The 22262-nt window shown below is 43.7% G+C and carries 31 protein-coding genes; 9 read left to right on the forward strand and 22 right to left on the reverse strand.

Features of this window, described 5'->3' with window-relative positions; genetic code table 11:
• Positions 1-3 precede the first annotated feature (3 nt).
• The 18 genes from PTE_RS04365 to PTE_RS04450 form a co-directional block, all read right to left on the reverse strand.
• Positions 4-528 carry a phage major tail tube protein gene (locus PTE_RS04365; protein ID WP_036843626.1) on the reverse strand — a complete coding sequence of 175 codons (525 nt, stop codon included), beginning with the start codon at positions 526-528 and terminating at the stop codon, positions 4-6.
• Positions 528-1955 (reverse strand): phage tail sheath subtilisin-like domain-containing protein, encoded by a 1428-nt coding sequence (locus PTE_RS04370; protein ID WP_036843628.1) that lies wholly within the window; start codon positions 1953-1955, stop codon positions 528-530. Before PTE_RS04370 ends, PTE_RS04365 begins: the two co-directional genes overlap by 1 nt.
• Complete coding sequence (locus tag PTE_RS04375; RefSeq protein ID WP_036843630.1) at positions 1945-2157, reverse strand: hypothetical protein; 213 nt, start codon at positions 2155-2157, stop codon at positions 1945-1947. Before PTE_RS04375 ends, PTE_RS04370 begins: the two co-directional genes overlap by 11 nt.
• Positions 2154-2621: a Gp37 family protein gene (locus PTE_RS04380; RefSeq protein ID WP_036843632.1), complete on the reverse strand. Its 468-nt coding sequence runs from the start codon at positions 2619-2621 to the stop codon at positions 2154-2156. Before PTE_RS04380 ends, PTE_RS04375 begins: the two co-directional genes overlap by 4 nt.
• Positions 2621-3058: a gp436 family protein gene (locus PTE_RS04385; protein ID WP_036843634.1), complete on the reverse strand. Its 438-nt coding sequence runs from the start codon at positions 3056-3058 to the stop codon at positions 2621-2623. The genes PTE_RS04380 and PTE_RS04385 overlap by 1 nt, the downstream gene beginning before the upstream one ends.
• Position 3059: 1 nt before the next feature.
• Positions 3060-3410, reverse strand: a complete 351-nt coding sequence (locus PTE_RS04390) for a DUF2190 family protein (protein WP_036843636.1) — start codon at positions 3408-3410, stop codon at positions 3060-3062.
• 11 nt (positions 3411-3421) lie between these two features.
• Positions 3422-4357, reverse strand: a complete 936-nt coding sequence (locus PTE_RS04395) for a hypothetical protein (RefSeq protein WP_036843639.1) — start codon at positions 4355-4357, stop codon at positions 3422-3424.
• A 31-nt stretch (positions 4358-4388) separates the two neighbouring features.
• Positions 4389-5483, reverse strand: a complete 1095-nt coding sequence (locus PTE_RS04400) for a hypothetical protein (RefSeq protein WP_036843641.1) — start codon at positions 5481-5483, stop codon at positions 4389-4391.
• A 201-nt stretch (positions 5484-5684) separates the two neighbouring features.
• Entirely contained in the window at positions 5685-6134 is a 450-nt protein-coding gene (locus PTE_RS04405; RefSeq protein ID WP_036843643.1) for a phage virion morphogenesis protein, read from the reverse strand.
• The gene (locus PTE_RS04410) at positions 6127-6957 is read right to left on the reverse strand and encodes a phage head morphogenesis protein (RefSeq protein ID WP_036843646.1); all 831 of its coding nucleotides are present in this window, start codon (positions 6955-6957) and stop codon (positions 6127-6129) included. The genes PTE_RS04405 and PTE_RS04410 overlap by 8 nt, the downstream gene beginning before the upstream one ends.
• The gene (locus tag PTE_RS04415; protein ID WP_036843649.1) at positions 6938-8431 is read right to left on the reverse strand and encodes a DUF935 domain-containing protein; all 1494 of its coding nucleotides are present in this window, start codon (positions 8429-8431) and stop codon (positions 6938-6940) included. The genes PTE_RS04410 and PTE_RS04415 overlap by 20 nt, the downstream gene beginning before the upstream one ends.
• Complete coding sequence (locus PTE_RS04420; protein ID WP_036843651.1) at positions 8431-9954, reverse strand: hypothetical protein; 1524 nt, start codon at positions 9952-9954, stop codon at positions 8431-8433. The genes PTE_RS04415 and PTE_RS04420 overlap by 1 nt, the downstream gene beginning before the upstream one ends.
• Complete coding sequence (locus tag PTE_RS04425) at positions 9951-10496, reverse strand: DUF3486 family protein (RefSeq protein WP_036843653.1); 546 nt, start codon at positions 10494-10496, stop codon at positions 9951-9953. Before PTE_RS04425 ends, PTE_RS04420 begins: the two co-directional genes overlap by 4 nt.
• Positions 10496-10807, reverse strand: a complete 312-nt coding sequence (locus PTE_RS04430; protein ID WP_036843655.1) for a hypothetical protein — start codon at positions 10805-10807, stop codon at positions 10496-10498. Before PTE_RS04430 ends, PTE_RS04425 begins: the two co-directional genes overlap by 1 nt.
• Positions 10800-11132: a hypothetical protein gene (locus tag PTE_RS04435; RefSeq protein ID WP_036843657.1), complete on the reverse strand. Its 333-nt coding sequence runs from the start codon at positions 11130-11132 to the stop codon at positions 10800-10802. The genes PTE_RS04430 and PTE_RS04435 overlap by 8 nt, the downstream gene beginning before the upstream one ends.
• Positions 11129-11752 (reverse strand): hypothetical protein, encoded by a 624-nt coding sequence (locus tag PTE_RS04440; protein WP_036843658.1) that lies wholly within the window; start codon positions 11750-11752, stop codon positions 11129-11131. Before PTE_RS04440 ends, PTE_RS04435 begins: the two co-directional genes overlap by 4 nt.
• Entirely contained in the window at positions 11742-12359 is a 618-nt protein-coding gene (locus PTE_RS04445) for a transglycosylase SLT domain-containing protein (RefSeq protein ID WP_036843660.1), read from the reverse strand. The genes PTE_RS04440 and PTE_RS04445 overlap by 11 nt, the downstream gene beginning before the upstream one ends.
• 2 nt (positions 12360-12361) lie before the next feature.
• Positions 12362-12712 (reverse strand): putative holin, encoded by a 351-nt coding sequence (locus PTE_RS04450; protein WP_036843661.1) that lies wholly within the window; start codon positions 12710-12712, stop codon positions 12362-12364.
• Between the two features lie 250 nt (positions 12713-12962).
• Here PTE_RS04450 and PTE_RS04455 point away from each other — a divergent pair, with 250 nt between their 5' ends.
• A complete protein-coding gene (locus tag PTE_RS04455) occupies positions 12963-13733 on the forward strand; it encodes a DNA adenine methylase (protein ID WP_036843663.1) in 771 nt (256 codons plus the stop codon).
• A 47-nt stretch (positions 13734-13780) separates the two neighbouring features.
• On the opposite strand, the gene PTE_RS04460 is transcribed toward PTE_RS04455, so the two are convergent.
• Genes PTE_RS04460 through PTE_RS24330 form a run of 4 tightly spaced genes read right to left on the reverse strand, consistent with a single transcriptional unit; the run spans position 13781 to position 15665 of the window.
• Positions 13781-14218, reverse strand: coding sequence for a hypothetical protein (locus PTE_RS04460; protein ID WP_036843664.1), 438 nt, complete (start codon positions 14216-14218; stop codon positions 13781-13783).
• Positions 14219-14235: 17 nt separating this feature from the next.
• Positions 14236-14655 carry a hypothetical protein gene (locus PTE_RS04465; protein WP_036843680.1) on the reverse strand — a complete coding sequence of 140 codons (420 nt, stop codon included), beginning with the start codon at positions 14653-14655 and terminating at the stop codon, positions 14236-14238.
• A gap of 39 nt (positions 14656-14694) precedes the next feature.
• Positions 14695-15231: a hypothetical protein gene (locus PTE_RS04470; protein WP_036843665.1), complete on the reverse strand. Its 537-nt coding sequence runs from the start codon at positions 15229-15231 to the stop codon at positions 14695-14697.
• A 17-nt stretch (positions 15232-15248) separates the two neighbouring features.
• Positions 15249-15665, reverse strand: coding sequence for a helix-turn-helix domain-containing protein (locus PTE_RS24330; RefSeq protein ID WP_081738155.1), 417 nt, complete (start codon positions 15663-15665; stop codon positions 15249-15251).
• Between the two features lie 90 nt (positions 15666-15755).
• Between PTE_RS24330 and PTE_RS04480 the strand changes: the two genes are divergently transcribed.
• From PTE_RS04480 to PTE_RS04515, 8 genes are all read left to right on the forward strand, one after another.
• Positions 15756-15944: a DNA-binding protein gene (locus PTE_RS04480; protein ID WP_036843666.1), complete on the forward strand. Its 189-nt coding sequence runs from the start codon at positions 15756-15758 to the stop codon at positions 15942-15944.
• 66 nt (positions 15945-16010) lie between these two features.
• Positions 16011-16319, forward strand: coding sequence for a helix-turn-helix domain-containing protein (locus PTE_RS04485; RefSeq protein WP_036843667.1), 309 nt, complete (start codon positions 16011-16013; stop codon positions 16317-16319).
• Between the two features lie 19 nt (positions 16320-16338).
• Positions 16339-17295: a hypothetical protein gene (locus tag PTE_RS04490; protein WP_036843668.1), complete on the forward strand. Its 957-nt coding sequence runs from the start codon at positions 16339-16341 to the stop codon at positions 17293-17295.
• Between the two features lie 52 nt (positions 17296-17347).
• Positions 17348-19132, forward strand: coding sequence for a DDE-type integrase/transposase/recombinase (locus tag PTE_RS04495; RefSeq protein WP_036843670.1), 1785 nt, complete (start codon positions 17348-17350; stop codon positions 19130-19132).
• A gap of 238 nt (positions 19133-19370) precedes the next feature.
• The gene (locus tag PTE_RS04500; protein WP_036843671.1) at positions 19371-20543 is read left to right on the forward strand and encodes an ExeA family protein; all 1173 of its coding nucleotides are present in this window, start codon (positions 19371-19373) and stop codon (positions 20541-20543) included.
• 461 nt (positions 20544-21004) lie between these two features.
• Positions 21005-21196, forward strand: a complete 192-nt coding sequence (locus tag PTE_RS04505; RefSeq protein ID WP_036843673.1) for a hypothetical protein — start codon at positions 21005-21007, stop codon at positions 21194-21196.
• 98 nt (positions 21197-21294) lie between these two features.
• On the forward strand, positions 21295-21723 hold the full coding sequence (locus tag PTE_RS04510) for a gp16 family protein (RefSeq protein WP_036843674.1): 429 nt from the start codon (positions 21295-21297) through the stop codon (positions 21721-21723).
• Positions 21716-22084 (forward strand): Mor transcription activator family protein, encoded by a 369-nt coding sequence (locus PTE_RS04515; RefSeq protein ID WP_036843675.1) that lies wholly within the window; start codon positions 21716-21718, stop codon positions 22082-22084. The genes PTE_RS04510 and PTE_RS04515 overlap by 8 nt, the downstream gene beginning before the upstream one ends.
• The last annotated feature ends 178 nt before the right edge of the window (positions 22085-22262 follow it).

Below are 22262 nucleotides of genomic sequence, written 5' to 3' on the forward strand. Positions count from 1 at the left end.
AGTTTAACCTCCGATATTGATGCGATAATCGGTCAATTGATCAACGCCGCCAACACGGAAGATATTGGCCAGATAATCCAATTCTAACAGCTCCTCCCCATCCAGTACCTGCTTAATATAGGTACTGGTAAAGCTACTGGAAAAATCAGCATTTTCATGTTGTTTAAATGTGCCCAGCGGATTTTTCTTAAATAAGATGGTCAGATACGTCACCAATGGCACTTCATCAATGCGCCCCTGTGAACTGAATTTCTGGACGTTGGAACGGCACTGTAATGCCAGAGACTTATAGGGATTGGCAGCGGATAACATAGCGTCACGGTAGAAACTGTTCCATTTGATCTCGCCTTCCAGCTTATCGAAGCCTGCCGGTAATTCCACCTTACCGACCATCCCCAGCGCCTTATGCTCCTGCATAGTCATGGAAACGTCTGGCAGTTTCACTTCCTCCGCCCGTCCCAACAGGTTATTGCCGTCAATATAAATATTGGCATTGGTGATGCGGTTAATTTCTATTTTTCCAGCCATTAATTATTCCCCTTTAAATTCAGCAAATATTCAGAGGTAATTTCGGTCTCAAATGTCAGCCGTTCCAGTGGTGGCGGCGGTGTGTACTTATAACTGAGTAACAGATGACCTGATGCCAGCTCTGTTTCTTCGTTATGGGTCGGCTCAAACCAGCATTTGAATCCTAACAAAGCACCATCAGCAATCAATTTACGACCATAGGCATTCACAGATTCTGTCAGGGCATCTACCAGAGCCGGCGTGATCGGCATATCAATATATTGCTGACTGAAGTAACGCAGGGATTCATTAATCACGTCTCCTGTTCTGCGCACGTTCTCGAAGTTACGCATGTGTGTCACAGTTGGCCACGCGGCGGTACGGTTGCCCCATAAGCGCAAACCAGAGCCATAATTATTGAACACTGTAGTAATCCCTTGTTCATTGAGCTGGTTCACTTCACTTTGTGGATCGTCAATCATGGCGGATAGCTGACGCTCAATCCCGGTGATCCCCCTAATTTCTTGATTGGAGGATGACCACCAAAAACCTTTGTCTGCATCAATCTTGGCACGCAGCCCTGCTGCACGAGATGACAATGGTTCCAAGCGCTCGCTATTGCTTTCTGAATCATAGACTTTGACGTGTGGGTAACACAGTCGGACACGATCAGAACTGGTATTAAAATTGATTGTGCCAGACGGGCCTCGGCCACTGATAGCCTGAGCAAAAGTGGTACCTATCGGGGCATCAATATAAGTCATGGCACCCAATTTAGTTGCAAGGGCAATCAGTTCTGTCGCCACACTTAGCTGGGTACAGTAAACAGGAGCCAGCAAGATCTTGGCAAAGAATCCATACAGGTTATAAGTATCATTCAGCAACTTCATACCTGTACGGTTACCCGCTGCACTGATGCTGCCAATAATGTCAGCGGGTGTTACCAACGTGGGATCGGTAAAGTCATAACTGGCCATTACGGTTGTACCAGCAATGATGTTTTTACCGATGTTCTTGAGCCTACCTGTTTGAACATCCAGAGAATAATCTTGTCCTTCTATATAAGGCGCACTATCAGAGTTGGCTTTTAGCAAGACATTACTGACCACGGGGTTAGCCAGTTTTGCTGTTCCTGTGGTTTTATCAAAGATAATACTTTCATTGGCAACATTGGCTTTATGCACTTCAGGATCAAGAACGTTAATGATCAGCACAGTTCCCGCACCATGATCATAAATAGCATCCAGTGCTTGTGGGATGGTAAAACCATTCATTTGAGCACCAAATTGAGCTGTATCTTTTTCTGACAGACAAAGTGTCACTGCGTTTACTGGCCCTATCGGTGCAGTACCAATTAAGCCGATCACGGCGGATTTCACTGTCTTGACCGGACGGGAGCCTTGTTCGACTTCGATAGTTTCGACGCCATGTAAATAATTAGTGGCCATCAGTGGCCCCCTCAGACTTTTCTTTTTTCTTCAGGATACTTTTTTGCTGTTCTGACAGTGGATGAAGATATTGCAGCGCGATCAATGTCTTCACATAATCATGCTGTTCCGGTAAATCAACAGTTTTTTCTGACCAGAGCAAGACTTCTGTGCCATCAGCTAAAGTGACGCCGCTTGCTGGGCCTGTATAGAGGTATTTCATTGTTTAGTTTCCTCATAATTGATTTGGGCTAACGGCGGGCCATCCGGTGACTCACTATCTTCGATAAATACACTTTCAGTCGCAAAATCCAGCGTGTATTGCCACAAGCCAGCTATCTCACCGAGAAATGTATCCCGTACCAGCCAACATTTACGTTGGCAGTTCGGTGGTTGGAATCCACCGAGAACCCGGCGTACATCATCCAGTGTGGCAACGGCTCCGTGACGTCCATTAAGTTGACGAAAAACGATAGTGGCATTGAGCATGACAGTTTGTGTCTGCAATACTGCCCCAACATCTTCAGGCTTATCAAAGCGAGAGCCGGGATAGCTGATTAAAATGGCTCCCACGGGATGGTTCAGCCTGAATTCAGTCGGCCTTTCAGGGAAATACTCCACCTGTAAGCTAGGTAGCTTTTCTTTTAACCTCATGACGATGGCATCAATGATCGGCGAAACATCCATTAGTATTTCTCCAACATCCCTTGACTTCCCCCAAAGGTGGGATGACGCGCTCGAACACGAAACTCTCCCGGCTCAGGAGCATCTTTTCCTGTGGAAAGCAGGCCCAGTGTCAGTTTGGCATCACGAATGTCAGCCAGTTGGCGCAAAACAATTTTGTAATCATCTATCACGGCTTCAGGAACAGAGCCTTCTGGACGGCGGGCATACAACCGATAGCGTGTTAACGTAATAGCAGCATCGCGTAATACCGTGGGAACCTCCGCCAGAGGCAGGATGTAACGCCCGCGTAAATGGGCATCAATAAGTTCATCGGCATAGCGAATGACACTGTTAACCACAGTTTCATTGATCGTCTGGGCATTAGGCTCTTCGTTAGACAGCCATATCAATGATTGCGTTGGTATCTGTCCTTGCAGATCTGCCAATGAGCAATACATGTCATACACCACGTAAGATGCGAATAACATTGCCAGCAGCCGTGGCCTCATCCAGCGCAAATCCGATAGATGTTCCGGCAGCATTCTCCGCAGAACTTAGTGGTACTGCGCAAGCATTCTTATCCGACTGTACGACTTGCCCACGAGCTATTGGCCCACCTGCTTCAACAGCAATAATACCCAAGACATTGACTGGAATAGCATCACCTGCTTTCGCATCCATTTCCGCTATACCAAGTGCAACGGCTCCAGCCTGACAAGGGGCATTATCGGCACCCACCAAACGATGCTGTACGATATTAGCCGTGGCGATGATGGTCGTGGTCAATACGGGTTGTTGTGTTACTGCCATGATTGTTCCTCTTACTTCACAATATTGGTAATCAGATAGCCAGCATCACCTCCAACAACCGCAACTTTATAAATATCGGTATAACGGCAGTAATTCACCTTGCCGCCAACACCCGGATATTTATCCGCTACAGGCATTCCTTTGCGGCGAAACATATAACCAAATGAAGGCTCATACTCATCGGCGCTTTCTGCTCCTGCCTGCGGAAGTGATACGTAATGCAACATCAAATTATCAGCCCAGATATCAACGGGATTTTCTTTAATGCTTGGGGTAGAAACTGGTTCACCAACGACAACGTTCTGGATTTGGAAAAGATCTTTGAGTATTTCTATTGTGATACGTTTACGTTCGTTGGCTCCAATAGCTGCCTGAATTTCAGGATGAAACTTCAACAGTGACATCACGCTAGCCCCCATAGTCATGAGGTTTGGACGTACACCAATGGCAGTACGAACAACATCAATTCCAGCTTCAATGACTTTGATTGGACTACCTTTGCCGCCAACCCAACGTTCATTAACTGTCAGACTCTTCACTGAGTCACTGAGGTAAACCGCAGGGTCTTGTGCCAATCGAGCTGCATACAGTTCGCGTTTGAGATTCACGCCATTGGTGGAACGACGGATTGCCTTTGCTTCTTCATTAAATAAAGATTCTGATTTCTCGCGATAATCAACAGGTGTAGCTAGATCATGCTCGTTGAGCACGATATCTAACGAAGAACCTTTCTCACGGATCAAAACGTTACTGTTGGCACCAACAGCACGCTTGGTGTCATATTCCACAAAAGCACTTTTACCAAATGTCGGCACACTAGCACCTTCTTTTTCCATTTCGACGACAGGGAAAAGATGTTCGCCAATGAATGCCGCATTTTTATAACCACGTGCAACACTGGTTAGCACAGGGTCAACAATACGTTTGCCTTTCAAATAATCAGACATTTATCTCTCCTTAATAGTTCCGGTCGCAGTGTTACAGACAGCGGGCAACGGCTACGTCGTAACTGATACCTTCTTTCTTCGCCAGAGCGACGGCTTTTTGATGCAGCGCCAGACGCTCAGGATCTGCATCAGAAAACTCAGCAATATCTGATGACGAGTTTTGGTCAACCCGGTCTTTTGTTGCATGTTCGCCAAAATCAATAACAGGCTGGGCAGAACTCAGCAGATCTTTAAACGCGGTAGCCAATGGTTTTTTCACATCACTTTCAGCAAACTCGACAAGGGAATCTCCTTGAGTTACAGCGTCCAGCAAGGCGACCACGACAGATTGGGCAGCAGGCGCCAATTTGCCGTCTGCGACCAGCTTTTCGGCAAATGCCACGTTTCCGGCATGTTGCTCAGTTTGTTTGCGCTTTGCGTCGGCAGCATCACGGGCAACAAGCTGTTCTTTCAGGCGGGTGTTTTCATCTTTGAGCGCCTTTTTTTCTTCATTTGTCACGATGTTTTCCTCACGTTGATGTGTGTTATTGGGTTCATGAAAGGCAAGAGCAGACTGAGTCGTGCTATAAGCTTCTTCACGTAATGAATCCACCTGCCAAGAAGGAAGCGCTTTGTCTGCTTCGTCCATACCGAATTTACTGATCAAAAATTCTCGCAAACGCCCCCAAAGTGAAGCGTTGGTGATGTCACTCCAATCAGAGAACTCCACGACACCATGTTCTTGCTCGCTGAATTCAGCCTGCTTCAGTCCTTTAATTGCGGGTGGCTGCGCGCCCAAAAAGCCGACATGACGCAAATAGAGCACGCCGGGTTTAGGGTTGTTTGGGGAATCTGGTAAATAGAAAGAAGCAGAGATTTTTTTATAGCGGCCTGCATCGACCAGTTCAGCGAACTGAACATCAACCTGTTGAGGCTCTGCAATCAAATCATCACCGGAAGACGTCAGCGATTTAACCCAACCATAGGCGGGTAAATTGTCTTTGGGATGCCCAATCACAATTGGTGCTTCATGCAACGATGAATCATAAGCCTTTGCACAAGCTTGCAAATCTGCGGGGCTGAACGGCAATTGTTTGCCATGCATATCGGTATGTGTACCGGATTTGAAAATGTGAAGTGACTTCATTTCACTGCCTCTATTACGTTGATAGAGGCAGTTTCTCCACAATTAGAAAAAACCACTTTTAATCTGCTTTAGAAAAGACTTGGGAAGGAAATAAGAAGATGGAACTGCGTGCAATTAGATATCGAAAATTTGAGTCTGTAAACGCTTTATAAAGTCTTTTACGAATGACAATGATAAATCACCCGCATAGGGAGGAAAAGTTTAACGATGCGCCGCTGATTCAAGATGTCGTTGAATGGTGCTTAATACAGCTCTTGCTGCATCTGGTGATAATTCGCCTTGTTCTGTTACGGGCAGATAAGGCCGGGCTGGTAGCAATAAAGATTGATTGCGGCCAGTTTTACCTCCCAATTGATGAATACGCCCGTAGACTAAGTTTGTACCGACAACTGCCGTATGGGAATCATAGCGGGTACTGACTGAACTCATCAAACGAGCAGTTTTTTGCAGCGTTTGACCACCACGTTCCTTTGCAGCTACAGAGGGTATCCATGCCGGACGCCCTTCAGATTCAAAGTTAAAGGCGGTTTCTGCTGACAATGTCGCAGCAATTTTACGCATGGCAGGTGTCAGATCATTAGCAGCCAATTCTAATGCACGTAATCCACGTCTTAGGTCTTCATCATTAATGGTGATAGTAAGATTATTCATTCTGTCCTCTTAGTTCGCGGTGGGCCAGTCCAGATAGCTTTCCCTGATATCTGGTCAAATCGGGACGATATGCTGCCCCCGGCGAATATGACCAACCTACATCAGTCGCCACTTTTGTTATACCTGTGTTGAATGTAGCAACGGGCTGCATCTCACCTGTTTTTTGTGAAACCAATTTCAACTCCCAGCCCATTGCTTTACCTGAATTCATAACTTTCATCCCTCTGGCACGAACGTCATCATGACTGAGAGCAATCACACTGCAACGGCAACGCCAACCATTAGGAGGATAGAAAGCTTGCCAAAATGGGTCGTCAGAGCGAAATACCAAACCATGCAATGCGAGATGGCCCTTGCGTGTATGGTTATCACTGATCCCTGTATACATCCAGTACGGTCGGTCATCAACATTTTCCATTTGTTCGGCCCAACGGCCTGCACTGTACAACACTGACATGTTGGTACGAAAGATAGTATCAAGGCGCCACGGGCTACCTTGTTGAACAGTGACACGTTCCCCTGTAACGAGGTCATCGGTTTCTTTCGTTCCCCACCATCCCTTACGTCTTAATGTTGGCTCCAGCTCCTGACGAAACCAACGATCAGTCTTGCCTTCATCCAGTGCCTGCTGTAGCGCCTGGCGCATATCTTCCAGAATATCCAGACGCGTGACTTTCGCCACCGTGAATGCACGGGAATGAGTCTCTTGCCAAAGTTCTTCCCAATCCCACGTTATCTTGTAGCCCTTAGATTGCAGATAACCAATGGCTCTCTTGGGAGGTAATGTCATGCAATACGCCAGTTCAGGCGTGGTTATGCTCATGCAAGCGCCCCCAAATGTTAGACACAAACAAAACCCGCGCTAGCCGCTCTTGCAAGCCATCTGCGTCCATTTGTGGATAAAGCTCGGCTAACTCTCCTATAAGATCGCTGGGATTAGCACCGTTTTGAACACGATGGAATAAAGGAGCCAGTAGAGATTTCAACGATTCATTCAATGATCCTTCATTCATCAAAATATCCAGCGCTTCATCTAAGGTGTCCTGTGCTGCTAAATCTGCGTTCACAGCTTCAGAAAACGCCAGTGGGAGTGGTGGAATAGGCGTGGTTGACAGGGTTGTTTCATCAATATCCCCATCCTGAAATTGATATTCGCGTTTCCAGTATTGCGGAGTAAATCTGACACCAGCCTGACTCAACTTAACGTCACGATTAGCCTGTGTTTCATCAACCGACCGCTGTTCCCAAAGACGATAGACCGGACATTCAACGTTACCGAAGTTCAATTCTACGACCCAGCGTATAGCCTGATTAATGGCGCTGGTGATAACGTCAACATCAGCATCACGAATATCATCCGTTACCTCCAATCCTGCTTGTGCAGAGGCTTTATTGCTGTTTGCTTCGGTCGTTTGGTTTTGTCCCAGTAACGCAATGGAGATCTCACTGCGAGCAACGGTAATTAAGTTCTGATAAATATCACTGCTGTCTGATTTACCTGCTGCCTCTTTAATCTCAACAGAGGAATCATCAGGAATGGCGGCAACTGCATCATCAATCATCGCTTCCATCGAATCCAATAACAGATCAATTTCACTTTGTGGCGTACCTCGTGGATGCTTTCCAATTACCCACGGTGAACCATACTTCTCGGCAAAGCGTACCCAAAACTTCATGCCGCCTTTCTTAAAGGTGACGGGCCAGAAGCACATTGATAAGTCTGGAAATCCGTAAGGGTTGTCATAAGTGGCGTCTTGACGTGGCGTTACAAATTTATAGAGAGGAACCAGTTCTCCCTCAACGCCTGCATCACGAGCACGAAAACGCAGTTGGTTATCACGGTCATAGTGGAACCAGTCAGGTGGCTTGCTAACGATATCCGTCACTGACCATGATTGATGCTGACTCCACATCAATTCACAAGGCTGATAACCGTACAGAACCGCTTCATGCATTTCGCCAATGATGCGTGACATATCCAAATCTGCAAGCATGTCACGAATAAAGTTAAAGACTCGTACAGGGGCATTACTACGTTCTACACCACGTTCTAGTGCTTTCACTCCGGCCTTGCGGCGGCGAATACATCCACCAACCAAAGGATCAGTACGTAATTCACGATAGATACGAATATCCCGCCCTTGAGCTTTGAGAATAGGATCAGGGTTAGGTAGATATGTCCCCAGACTGTAGAAGTCAATGGAACGGCTACGCGATGCAATTTGTTCAGTGAACGACTGCTTTGATTCGGAAAAGTTAATAAATTCTGTTGGTGAAACCCAGATACCACGAGACATTAGTATCCCTCCAGCATACGTGCAGACTGACGGCGTCGGCGGGAACTTGCCTTCACCGGACCTTTGTTAATTTCACGGCTAGCGAAGTACGCCAGAGCAAGGGCTATCGCTGCATCACCGTGGCGCTTGCCGCCGTCCGCTTTTGCTTTTGAGCGCTGATCAGGTACACGGGGAACACCGTTAATGACCTGTATTGCCCTCAGGTCATCCAAAGTGTCTTCGTCCTTTGGCAGCGCCTCCAGATTGCCGTCTTCCAGCGCAGCCTTCACCGGGGGCATATTGTCACGGTACCAACCTTCGGTGGGCATGACTTGCTGCACACGGCTGGCGCCATATTTTTGCATGGCATATTCGGCCAGATAAGCACCGTTACCACGGGCATCAAAGGCTGCACCCAGCAAATTAGGAAGTCCATCCATTAAATACCAAGTGATTTGCTCCTGTTGTTTGAATGGCACGTTGCGCAGTTCCAGCACGAACGGCACTTTGCGTACCAGATTTTTTTGTTGCAGCAATGGATAATCTACGGACAAATCGCTACTGCGGCCAAAATCGCGTCCCAGAAACGAACGAGCATCAGAAGGCAATGCATCTAGCAACGGCTTCAGGTTGGCTTTTAGCCACTCTTCAGTATCTGTGCGGCGTATTTCATCGGATTTAAGCTCATATCCTTTCGGGCAAGTCAGTCGCAGCACTGGCGTATCGGGAGACATCCGAGATTCAATCAAAGCACGGGACAACCAGGCTCCTCCACCATTAGCAGGAATACAGTCCAATTCTTCTGATGCCCCGGCTCCGTAAAACTTGTACACCGACATCATCCACTGTTGTTCAGCCTCTTGTGACCATTCACGTCCGGTACGTAAGCAGACGCGGTGGAATAGTCCTTCAGTCACAGCCTTCTTAAAGGTAATACGGTGGATAACACCGTCCCTGCGTCCTGCCCGGATATCGTTCAGCAACTCATTAAACAAGTTGCTATCCCCGTCATGGGTGGAGATCACTCGCACTTTACCGCCCCAGATAAGCATGGCTAGTGCCGCTTTCAGTAATTCATCGAGCTGTTCGTGGAAAGCAGCCTCATCAATGACAATGATCCCCTGACGGCCACGCAAGTTAGACGGACGGCTAGAAAGCGCCACTACACGGAATCCAGAGCCTGGGAATTTGATAGTGAAGGTTTTGATGTGCTTATCATCTTCGTCTTCTTCCCAGAACCCTTCCTCAATTTCACTGGCCGCATAGTTGAAGGCACGAGCCCACATTGCACAGGCTTGAATATATTCAATGGTCATATCTTGGTTATAGGCGATGTAATACACATTCATGCCACCAGCAGCGGTAGAAGATGCAGCGATGAGTACATTATCTGACGCTTCAGCCCAAGTAATTCCCGTTCGACGACTCTTCTCATTGACTTTAAGAGGAGACGAATCGGCCACCCATCGTTGCTGGTATGGCAATAAGACGACAGGTGCTGCTATTGAGGAAGTATCTGGTAGGACAGGTGCAAGCAGATTCATGTAGCAATTCCCAATATTTCCCGACGTAATGCAGCAACTGCTTCGGCAGATAATCCACCTTTGCGTGCAATTTTCTCTGCATTACTTGCAGCAGCTTCAGCCCGTGCCCGGACTTCAGATTGGAATTTTTTCAGATTCACGCTAGCACGAGAAAGTGTAGCTACGTTTTTCGCAACCTTTGAGAGCAATGTGACGCGTTCTTTCGGATTAATTTCTCCTTCTTCAGCCTCCTGGAGTTGAATAATACTTTCAAAAAGTTCAGTCTGAATTAAAGCAATCACAGCCTCAGAACGTGCATCTTGATCATCCACTGCACCTTCTGTAAGCATCCTTGCTGCTTCTGTTGCCGCCCGTATTGCACCGTATCGCTTTTCTATTTTTTGTCCATAACGGTGAATAGCAGACTTACTGATTACATAACCTTGATCACGCAGTAAGGTTTCGAGTTCTTGGTATCTACTAAACCCTGATTCAGTCAACGTCCTCTCCAACCAGCGCCGAATGTCTTCAGGGAGTTTATTGATTGTGCTTCGACGCGCCATTATTCACTCCAGTATTTTTCAGGACGAGCAATACCAAGACAGCATTCGACCGTATATTCAACAACATCAACACCAATACGAGTTAAGTCAGCAAACCAACTACCCGATGGCTGTTTATTGAGGTCAATTAATTTACTGCCTGCCAGATAATCCAATTCTTTCCGTAATTCCAATGCAGTGACGTCAGGATAAATCGCGCGAGATATATCCAATAACAGCGTTTCACTGGCGGTATATGGGCGAGTTTTATTCAGTGCGACCAACAGACTCCAACGCAATGATTCACGACGAACACGGGCAACATCAATCATTTTGACCTCCGGCAATTCGGTGCTGCTGCACCACCTCTAATTTGCTATAAAGTGCATCCAGTTTTGCTTCAATTACTGTCTGACCACGAATGTAATCTTCACGGCGTACATAGTTCAGAGGGAGCTCAGCTTTGAATTGCATGAACTCGCGTTCGAGCTGAGACCAATTGTCTACGGAATTTTTAAGTGCCAGTTCTAACGATGCATGTCGTTCATCCTGCCGTTCTTCTGCTTTAGTAAATAACCACTTTGCGATACCAAACACGAAACCGAGAAAAGAGAGCAAAAAACCTACGGCAGCCCAAAATTCAATTTGTAGTGTCATTGTTGTAATCCTTTGATGTAATCCAACAGGCCATTAACCTGCGCTTTCAATGCAAGACACTGTTCTCCGTTGTCGATGATATTGGAGAGGATATCTCGTTGTGTGATATCGAATGGCCGTAGCTGGGCATCAGAGCTTTCATTTCCACAGGACGTTTCATCAGCGCCGGAGGTAACGGAGGCAGAGCAAGTTTGTTCACTGGACAGGCCGAAGGCGGCGTTGTATTGCTGCATGAAGCCACGAGTAAACACGCAATTAACGGGATGAAATTGTTGTTTTTCATCCATCCAACGTTGAGTAACATGGTCAATCTTCCTCTTGAGTTGCTGGTTTTGAGTGCGGAGTCGTTCAATATCATTGAGATAATTAGCTTCTGCCTGATGCGCCGTATTGACCTGCATTTGGTAACGTTTCTGCAAAGCATTAAGAGCTGCCAGTTCCCGTTCTACCCGTTGTTTTTCCAATAGGAGAAATGCGGCTTTCTGCTGTGCCAATGCGGCATTCCCGATCTCCATTGCTTTCTGAAAGCCTGTGGCATGGCCTCGCCAATGAGCCAAAGCGAACATGCCAATTAGCACCAAAATCAATACAATAGGTTTAGCCCACAATTTAATTGGCACAGCTAGCACCTCCCCAAGCCAAATAGCGCGGTGCGAGTGCTAGTAATATGCGTCGGGGGTAATAGCGATTCTCTTTCCATGCTGAGGTACGGCGCCCTGCGTTCTGAAATTCAACGTGACCAAACCAGATCCACGGATTGAGACCAACTGCCTCGGTTTTCTTCTTATCCCGTAGTAACCAGCCTAAGCCTCCGTTATAGGCAGACAGCACCATCGCCATTCTTTGGCACTTATCGGCAGCTTTAATGCGTTGCCATAGCCAATGGTCATAGTGAACCATTGCCCGTATAGACCAGACTGGATTGAAGGGATCTTTATTGGATAATTCAGGAATGCGTTGGCTAATCCAATCCGCTGTTGTAGGCATAAACTGGGCCATACCTTGAGCACCAACAGGCGAAATAGCTCGTGATTTCCAGTCACTCTCCTGATGCAACTGCGCGGCAAAATCAGCTACAGGTGCATTCAATCCCCAGATCACACGAGAAGCACGTATCAAGTCATTGCGGTATTGCTGCGAACGGTGTGGTGGTTCGTTAGCCAATGCTGGGCTGACCATACCGCCACACCACAACAGTACAATTCTGATAATCTGCCGCCAATTCATAATCATAACCCTGTAGCTACGCTCAGACAGGTGGCGGCAACAATCAGTGCACGGCGTATCAGAACAGCCGCAAACACCAGATGGTAGCCAGTCTGAACGGGATATTTTCCTTCTTTCATGAGTATCTCATCATGTTTCAGATACTGACCGGGCCTTGCTTTCGGGAATAAACTGCGGTCTAGCCAGTACCCCAAGACAACAGCCAGAGCAATAAGCGATAATTTGTAGATAACGACGGGGACTTGTTGAGGGGAAACTAAACCGATAGTAAGCAGCAATAGAACAGCTGTTAACAACCAGCCACCGAGGCGTAATTTTTTGATAAGTGATACAAACGATTTGAAAGTTCTCATTGAACTGTCTCCGTAGTCGTTGATGGAAACAGTTTTGTCAATTTATCGGGAAAAGGATTTTAAAGGGCGTTAAGAGCGCATCAGAAAAGTAAAAGACAGGATAAGAGCGACCTGCCTAACGCTCGAACACTGGGTAGGCTATCAACTCACAGGTATGTACTGTGAGTCAATCTAGGCTCTTTCCGTTATTGATTATTGATGACCGGAAAAGCCTGGCTCATTTTCAGCTAATGGAAAAGGCTTACTGATAATGAAAGAACAAGCTTTACCCATCGTTCCGTGGATTGGTGGTAAACGCCGATTAGCAAAACATATTTTACCGTTATTTCCTGAGCATACCTGTTATGTCGAACCGTTCTGTGGTGCTGCTGCACTGTATTTCCTAAAAGTACCGAGCAAATGTGAAGTGATTAATGATATTAATGGTGAGTTGGTGAATCTTTATCGCGTGATAAAACATCACTTGGAAGAGTTTGTCCGGCAATTTAAATGGGCATTGGTCAGCCGCCAAATTTATAAATGGTTACAGATTACCCCCGAAGAAACGCTAACCGATATTCAGAGAGCAGCGCGTTTCTACTATCTCCAAAAGCAGGCATTTGGCGGTAAGGTTGCTGAACATACTTTTGGAACTTCCACCACCAGCCCACCGCGATTTAATTTACTCAGAATAGAAGAAGAGCTATCAATGGCTCATCTGCGACTGGCAAGAACGATCATTGAAAATATGGATTGGGCGCAATGCATCCAGCGGTACGACAGGCCGCATACACTGTTTTATTGTGATCCTCCATATTGGGGTACAGAGGGATATGGCATAGAGTTCGGACTTGAGAACTATGATCTATTAGCAGAATTAGCACATACCATCCGAGGGAAAATGGTGATTTCGGTGAACAATATTCCAGAAATGCGCAAGGCGTTCAAAGGGTTGACAATGCAAGCAGTTAATATCGGTTACAACTTGAAAGTTACGGGGAAAGCTAAACAGAGTAAAGAGCTAATCATTTGTAATTTCTAATAACCGAGAATGGCAAGGCAATATATTTGCTTTGCCATTTTTTACCTTTAACTCAAGCCAATAGAACGGGACACAAACTGTAAACCTATTCCAAGAGTTTGGCTAACTAAAGACCTTAATGCTTCTTTACTTTCAGTCTTCAATGTTTCCTTAATACGATCACCTAATGGAGTTTCTAAGCTATCAGGGATTACTTTGAGAACTTCTAAACCCTCAGCGGTTAATACGGCTCTATGACAACCTTCAGAGCTCATAGTCCCTGCCAAATAACCATTCGTCATGAGCCAATCCACGGTATCCAGAAAAAATCTATGATCTTCTACTGTAGTACAAAGTTCATCAGAGGATGTTCCATCAGAATATTGAAGGGGTTCACCGATTATCTCTGTGGATAAAAGATCTATTTTTAAAGGAAATGACTCATATAATTTCCCAAATATAATACCTACAATTTCATTAAATTTTTCTATGTTTGTAGTAGACATAAATATCCTATTTGTTTCTAAAGTTTCAATTTCAACGTTCCACCAGGTACATTCTGTTGATCTAAACAAACAGATTGGCAAGCTGATTTAGATATAGATAAAACTGTTTCGTTATCTTCTATATCAAGAAAACAATTATTCCCATTAGCTATATAATCATTGGGCAGTTTGGCATTTTCATCAATATGAAATTTGATAGTTGTGCGTGAAGGATAACTGTTTTCGTAAACTGTGATGTCAGTAAATTGATCAGAGTATTTATCCAATCCTGGGCACATTTTTCTAATAGTTGGCAATAATCGATTGATAGTGGGATCATCTGTTGCTATTGAGAACACAGGGGCTGGAGCTTTTTCAGACTCAATCTGAACGCTATTTTCTGTTCCATCACCACACCCCGCCAAAATAAATATTGCGGGAATTAATAACTTACGCACAGCTCATACCCTTATATAAAATAAAAAATAACTATATTTTTAAGAATTTCTACGTCGCAAGATTACGTCTATGGTATCAATAACATTCTGATTTTCACCTATTATCCTATTTTCTATCTTCCTGTTCTTGTCCATTTTTTTTCCACAAATCATCATCAGTACGGTCCAAGAGATAAAGATTATTAATGTCTTATCATTAACTGCCAATACATTAGTAGATCCTCCACCAAAAAACATCATATAAGCGTTCCATAGGGGAAACGTAAATGCTATAAGCACGAGGCTAAGTAATAGCAAGCAAGGTGTATTGATGTAATAACGCCATTTAGCATCTTTATTTTTTATAAGTAATTCTCGTTTTATAGCAAGTAACTCCCGACTATCCCTTTCATGAAGCTCACGTGACCGAGATGGCGTGGGGTTAATATTGACGACTGAACCTACATGAATAGAGCCATGATTATTGCCACCAACGCTGATGGTTATCTGTCGTTCCTGCCCATCTTGGGGAAGTTGTTTAAGGCTATCAAAAACTTGTCCTGCTAATGTTTGTAATTCTTCATCTCTTCTGTTCATGCAAATCCTTTATTTTTTTAATGATTAACAACCAGTTTTAATACTCTATCAATTCTACTGTCATCGACAGCCGACTCTTTGATTAAAAAGTTATATATTTTTGATGATTGCAGGACGAGTTCATCGGGTGTCCAGCGGCGATTAGCCTGTTGTGCCATCGAATCTAGTTTATGAACAATTTTTCCCAGTAATTCTTCATCTATCTCACTGTTTTTGTAAGCGGTAGAGGCTGACTTTTCAACTTGTCCTGTGATCAGGTACAACACATCAAGACCAGCTTTTGCCCAAAGGCTTATAGCGTCAGCCCCTGGTGCAGATTCATCTTTTTCCCACCTTATCTGTGATTTTCTTGATGCGCCAACCATCTCCGCGAAATCAGACTGACTAAACCCCAATCGCTCACGCTCTTTTTTTAATCTCTCACCAAGAGACATTTTTGTCACCAAAACCCTTTACAAGTCCCATTAATGGGACAATAATGTCACATATCGTACAAACATCATTGCATTACCGGAGGCCATTGCATGACACCCGATAAAATTAAAAGCCGCTTTCAACAACACGGCATCACTATTACCCAATGGGCACAGGATAACGGGTATTCCCGTGAAGCTGTATACCGAGTTCTTAATGGACAATCCAAAGCTAATTACGGAAAGGCCCATGAAATAGCTGTAAAGCTAGGTCTGAAAACGCCTAGTTTAGGCATTTAAATTTAGCCTAACTATTTTATCACTCTATGTAACAGATTATCACATATTGAAAAGGGAGAATGTGACATGCGCAAAATTAACGTTTCCAGTTCTGGTACGCGCATATTACGAGTTCTTAAGGCTCTACGTGGTCATTCCTTGTCTGGGATGAGTAATGGTGAATTAGCGGAATTACTGGGGGAATCTCCTGCAAATATTAATCGTGCACTAAATACATTAATAGAAGAAGGGCTGGCGCAAAAACTGGGTAGCGGCAGATATGCACCCGGTATGCAATTACTGCAAATAGCACAATCGTTCTCAAATGAAATGGCTAACACCCAAGCCAAAATTACAGAAATGAATCAGCGCGTTTTAGCTGGTAGCAGAAATTAATTAACAAGAGATTCATACAATGGCACGCTCAAAAAATACAACATCAGTAAAACTAGCCGAAGATGTTCAACTTGCTGACGATCTGCAGGTCAATCTCAACGCTATGACAACACACCGCCTGCAAATCATGGAACAGTTTGGGGATGGTCTGCCATATGAACGTGAACGTATCGTTCACGAAACCCGTTTCTATATGGCTCAGAGTGCTGAAGCGATGTTGGAAGCTGGGAAGCGCCTCATTATTCTTAAAGAGAATGAACCTCATGGTGAATTTGTTGACATCGTTAAGGATCAACTCGGTCTGGAACCTCGCATTGCTCAAAAAATGGCACAAGCTGCACTCAAATTTCTTTCACCTGGATTAGAGACAAAAGCGAAAACGTTTTCGCTTTTGGGACGTTCCAAACTGTATGAATTGATGCTTGAAGACGATGATGAACTGTCAGAATTGGCTGAAGGTGGCACTGTAGCAGGTTTGACATTAGATGATATTGATCGCATGTCTGTCCGCGAACTACGTAAGACCCTACGTGATACACGCGCTGATCTGGAAATTTCCCGCCAGACGGTGCAGGAAAAAAAGGAACTTGTTAGTAATTTGATTGAGGAGAAATCTGCAATCCAGCACAAACTTCAGCGCCGAATTAATCATGAAAAACCTGAAGAGGAAGGTGCTGCTTTGACACAAGAGGTTAATTCATTGTCTTTTTCTGTTGATGCCGCTATCACCAATCTTTTCAATGGATTTGAAACGCTTAATGGCCATACCACACGTACTGACATTAGCCATGTTGGGTTTATGGCAGGCGTACTCGATGACCTTGAAGTCAAAATTCGTAACCTGCGTAATCACTTTAATCTACCTGAGTACAGAGAACACAGCATTGTTCCTGATTGGGCTAAAGAAGGTGTGGAGGCAGAAGAGGAAGGATTTAAACGACCAGAATGGATGGATAAGGAAGAGGCACATGAATAAATCTGAATTGAAAAAATGCTTGAAAAGAAACTGACGGAATAAGGGTAATAACATGAATACCACAATAACCGAACGATTAGTTTCTATTGCACAGGCAGCACATAAAGCCGGACATGGCGGTAAAGAGGCAATATATCGGGCGGCTTGTGAAGAGCTGTGTATGTCACGTTCAACGTTGATTAAAAAACTCGGTGAAGTTTTTGGCAAAAAACCACGTAAGAAACGTTCTGATGCAGGCAATAGTGCACTGACACGTGAAGAAGCAACTTTGATTTCAGGGATATTGATGGAGGCCACTCGTAATACAGGGAAACGGTTATATAGCCTCGAACAAGCCGTTAATGATCTGCGTTCAAACGGCCTGATTCATGCAGGCCATATTGATACCGAAACGGGCGAATTTTCTCCGTTATCTATTGACGCTATTAGTCGTGCATTGCGCCAGTACAAACTTCATCCTGAACAGTTGAAAGTGTCTGCACCCAGCCTACAATTAGCTAGCTTGCATCCTAATCATGTATGGGAATTAGACGCCTCAATTTGCGTACTGTATTACCTAAAAAATCCTAATAAAAATAATGGAGTTGACAGTGGATTACGCATGATGCCTGTGGCTGAATTTAATAAAAATAAGCCGAAAAATCTGGCTCGTATTATTAATGATCGTGTCTGGTCGTTTGAATTAACAGATCATACAAGTGGCTGGATATATGTTGAATACTTATTTGGCGGTGAAACCAGTCAGAATTTTACTTCTGTATTAATTAACGCAATGCAAGATCGCGGTGACGCAGATGTATTACACGGTGTACCCCAAATTTTATTTACTGACCCCGGTTCAGCTTTGACAGCACCTACACTACGTAACTTGTGCAAAGCTCTAGGCATTCAAATGATACAACACAAGGCCCGTAACGCCCGTGCTACAGGCTCTGTTGAAAAAGCGCGTGACATCATTGAACGCAATTTCGAGTCCGGTTTACGTTTTCGACAGGTTGATGATATTGATGAGCTTAACCGTCTGGCACGGCTATGGCGTATGAAATTTAACCGTAGTGCAATACATAGTCGACATGGACAAACCCGTACAGATTGCTGGTTAAAAATCACAGCAGAACAGTTAGTAAAAGCACCTGCCATTAACGTTTGTCGTGAACTGGCAATTGGCGCACCAGAAAGCCGTAAAGTACAGGCAACCTTGCGAGTATCTTTCAGGGGACGTGAGTATGACGTCAGTACCGTTCCTAGCGTGAGTGTTGGTGATTCAATCATGATCACCCGCAATCCTTGGCGTGACGAAGAGGCACAGGTAGTCATTACTGGTGAAGATGGCTTTGATGTTTTCCATCTTGTTAATGAAGTCACTAAAGATGAGTACGGTTTTGCCATCGGCGCACCTGTAATTGGTCGTGAATTCCAGGCCATTCCTCAAACAATTGCACAACGTAATTTAGCCGAAATTGAACAGAAAATCATGGGGACAAACAGCACGGCTGAAACTGAAATAGCGCGTAAATTGAAAACACTCCCCCTCAATGGTCGGTTTGATCCATATTTGGATATTGAACATAATGATGCACCAACGTATATGCCAAAACGTGGACAAGCTTCTACAGTACATAGTCCACGTATTGAACAGCTTATGAACCCCGTTGATGTTGTCAAAATTTTACGTGAACGGTTCCAATCACATGGCAAAACATGGTGTGGTGAGTTTTATCAGCAAATAGTTAAACGCTTTCCTAATGGTGTTCCAACAGATCAAATTGATGAGTTGGTTGATGAATTCATGGGGCAATCAGCAATTGTTGCACGCAGTATTATCAACGGTAATTAGTTTTTCATTGTGTATATTTAAGGAAAAGAAAATGGCGATTAAAGTTCATAATCCACTACCTTCATTGGAAACTCAAATTACAACTAAGGTTTATTTATAAAAGTGATACAATTTTTTTCGTGAAATTCATTATAACGTAAGAAATATACAGGATATTTGGCCAGGGAATGATGTTGCTATCTCTTATTATCAATGGCATATGCAAAAATAAAGGTAGCCGCTTAACGGGGGGATTATTATGCTGGTGTTTAAACAGCAGTTACAGACACATCAGTTAACGCAAAGTGCAGCAGCAAGTGCTGCGGGAATTTCAGCGGCGGCGTTGGCTCAAATTGTTAATCACAATATATGGCCAAGGCAGAACATGGATGCAATTCGTCAACGTATTACTGATTTCTTGGCAAGAAAAGGTATCGATACCGCAAAAAGTTTTGAGGTGGTACAAGCAACCGATAAATTAGATACCTATGCCGATAATAAAAATACAACCTTCATTTCCAAGGATGAAAACATGTTACTAAAAAAACAAGTATTATTTCCAGCTACGAAAAAGCACTTTGGTTTATTTCGTGATCCATTTGAAGATAGTGCAATTCAAAGTGCTGAAGATGTTTTTGTGACTCCAGATAGCCGTTATGTGCGGGAAGCAATGTATCAAACAGCCCGCTATGGTGGTTTTCTGGCAGTATCAGGGGAATCGGGTTCAGGTAAAACGACACTGCGTCGTGATCTTATTGACCGTATTAACAGGGAAAATACCCCCGTTATTGTTATTGAACCCTATGTATTAGCAATGGAAGACAATGATGTAAAAGGTAAGACCTTGAAAGCATCAAACATTGCTGAAGCTATTGTGAATACCTTAGCGCCATTGGAAAACTTGAAACGATCGCCTGAAGCACGCTTCCGCCAGTTGCACAAGATATTGAAAGACAGTTCACGGGCTGGCTATCAGCATGTGTTAATAATAGAAGAAGCACACTCGTTGCCTTTACCAACATTAAAACACCTTAAACGATTCTTTGAACTGGAAGATGGATTTAAAAAACTGTTATCGATCATTTTGATTGGTCAGTCTGAGCTGGAATTAAAGCTATCGGAACGTAATCAAGAGGTTCGTGAAGTAGTACAACGTTGTGAGGTTGTTAATTTGTTTCCTCTTAATGATTATCTAGAAACATTTCTGGATTTTAAATTTGGTCGTGTAGGTATGAATACTAACAAGATCTTAGATAATAGCGCTATTGGTGCTATCCGTGACCGTTTATGTCTTAGTCGGCATAGCGGTAAAGAGACCGTTAGTTTATTATATCCATTAGCTATTGGAAACCTGATTATTGCAGCGATGAATATGGCTGCAATTAATGAGATATCTATGGTTGATGCCAATATTATTCGCAGTGTTAGCTAAAGATATCATTATGAGAAAAAGTTCTACTTAACAATTAATATTGGTAATATTCATATTAAAACTGCCTTATCACAAGTTAAATATGCAAGGCGTATTCGACTAATTTTTGGTTTTATTAATTTCAAGTTGGTTACAACAAGGATGTAACATACCATAACCAGAGAAATAGAAGTCTTGGAAATATTAATACCGACATTTCATTATCGATCTATTTGAAAAAAATTTTCTTTGTTGAGGAAAAGAAGTGGATATATTGGTATTAATAAATACATTCATTAAGTAACAGGTAATTAAATATGGTAAAAATAAAAATTCTGTTTAAAGCTAAATCCGCTTTCTACACCCCGCAATTATGTAAATAAAGCTATTGTAAAAGATATTAATGGAATATCAATTAATTCAGGAAAAGAAAATTTTTCAATTATCCTATTTGGACAGAAAATTAAGTAAGGAACATACTTATGAAAATAACATGTAATCACTGCAAACAACCTGTTGAAAAAATGAATCTAAAACAAGCCAAGGTTATCCAGACTCCTGAGTTTGGTGAGTGGGTTGTTGATTTAATCTTGGTTTGTCCACATTGTAGTCAGCAATACGGTGTATCTGTGGCAACATGGGATTTACAACCACTAGAGACCACTCATGGATAAAACGGTCTTATACCGAAAAGCCAGGTTCAGTAATATCAAGTTAATGCTGACTATTTTGGTTTACTCAATTAGAGAGTACATAGCAGAGGATGAATAAGATGGCAAAACAGAAACTTATTCAGCTTATTCATATTGCACATAGTAATCTAAAACTAGATGAAGATACGTATCGCCAGATGCTACTTTCAGAGACCGGAAAAGCCTCTACGCGGGAAATGGATATCCCGCAGTTAACTCGCGTTTTGGATGCGATGAAAAAGCGCGGTTTTAAGATTAAATCCCCTAAGAAATCCAAAACATCGCGTTCATTAGATTGCCACCCCCACTCAAAGAAGATACGTGCATTGTGGTTGGAAATGGCATCTATAGGTATTGTTCATAATAGTTCTGAACAAGCCTTAGCTCACTGGGTTAAGCGTGAAACAGATATTGATGATTTACAGTGGTTGGATTCAGGCCAAGCCAGCAGCATTATTGAAAAACTGAAGAAGTGGCGGAACCGCGTCACGAGGAAAAAGTATGAATGATGTGAATAACTTTCGTAGCAAAGGTCCTGAACTGCTGGTAGAACTGGCACAGCACACAGCCTGTACGGTCAGTGAAATAATCCATGTTGAGCCTGCGTTAGCTGAACAAATTGGCGAAGCTGTTGCGAACCATATGATGCAGGTTTGGGGCGGTCAAAATGTCTATTTTCCTATGGGCATGGTTTGGAAAGTCAGCCTCCGTGATCGTGAGATTTTCAACGAGTTTAACGGTAAAAATCATCATGATCTGGCTCGCAAGTTTGGTGTTTCTATTCAATGGATTTACAGCGTAGTGAAGCGTATTCGAAAGGAGGAACTAGATCGCCTACAAGGTAAGTTATTCGATAACGAATCTGAATAGGCAGGTCAAACTGATTGAGCTTAGTAAAATTAGATGGCAGACTAAGCATGATTCTCGTTCGGTCTGCCTTTCAAATACTGAAAAGGATTTACAATTGAATCTCCATAACTTCCCACTTAGTCCAGTTTTTTCCCATAATTATCTTTCAGTTCCCTGTCAAATATCTTACTTATGATCA

Origin of the sequence: Photorhabdus khanii NC19 (genome assembly GCF_000517265.1) — a bacterium.
Taxonomy (GTDB): domain Bacteria; phylum Pseudomonadota; class Gammaproteobacteria; order Enterobacterales; family Enterobacteriaceae; genus Photorhabdus; species Photorhabdus khanii.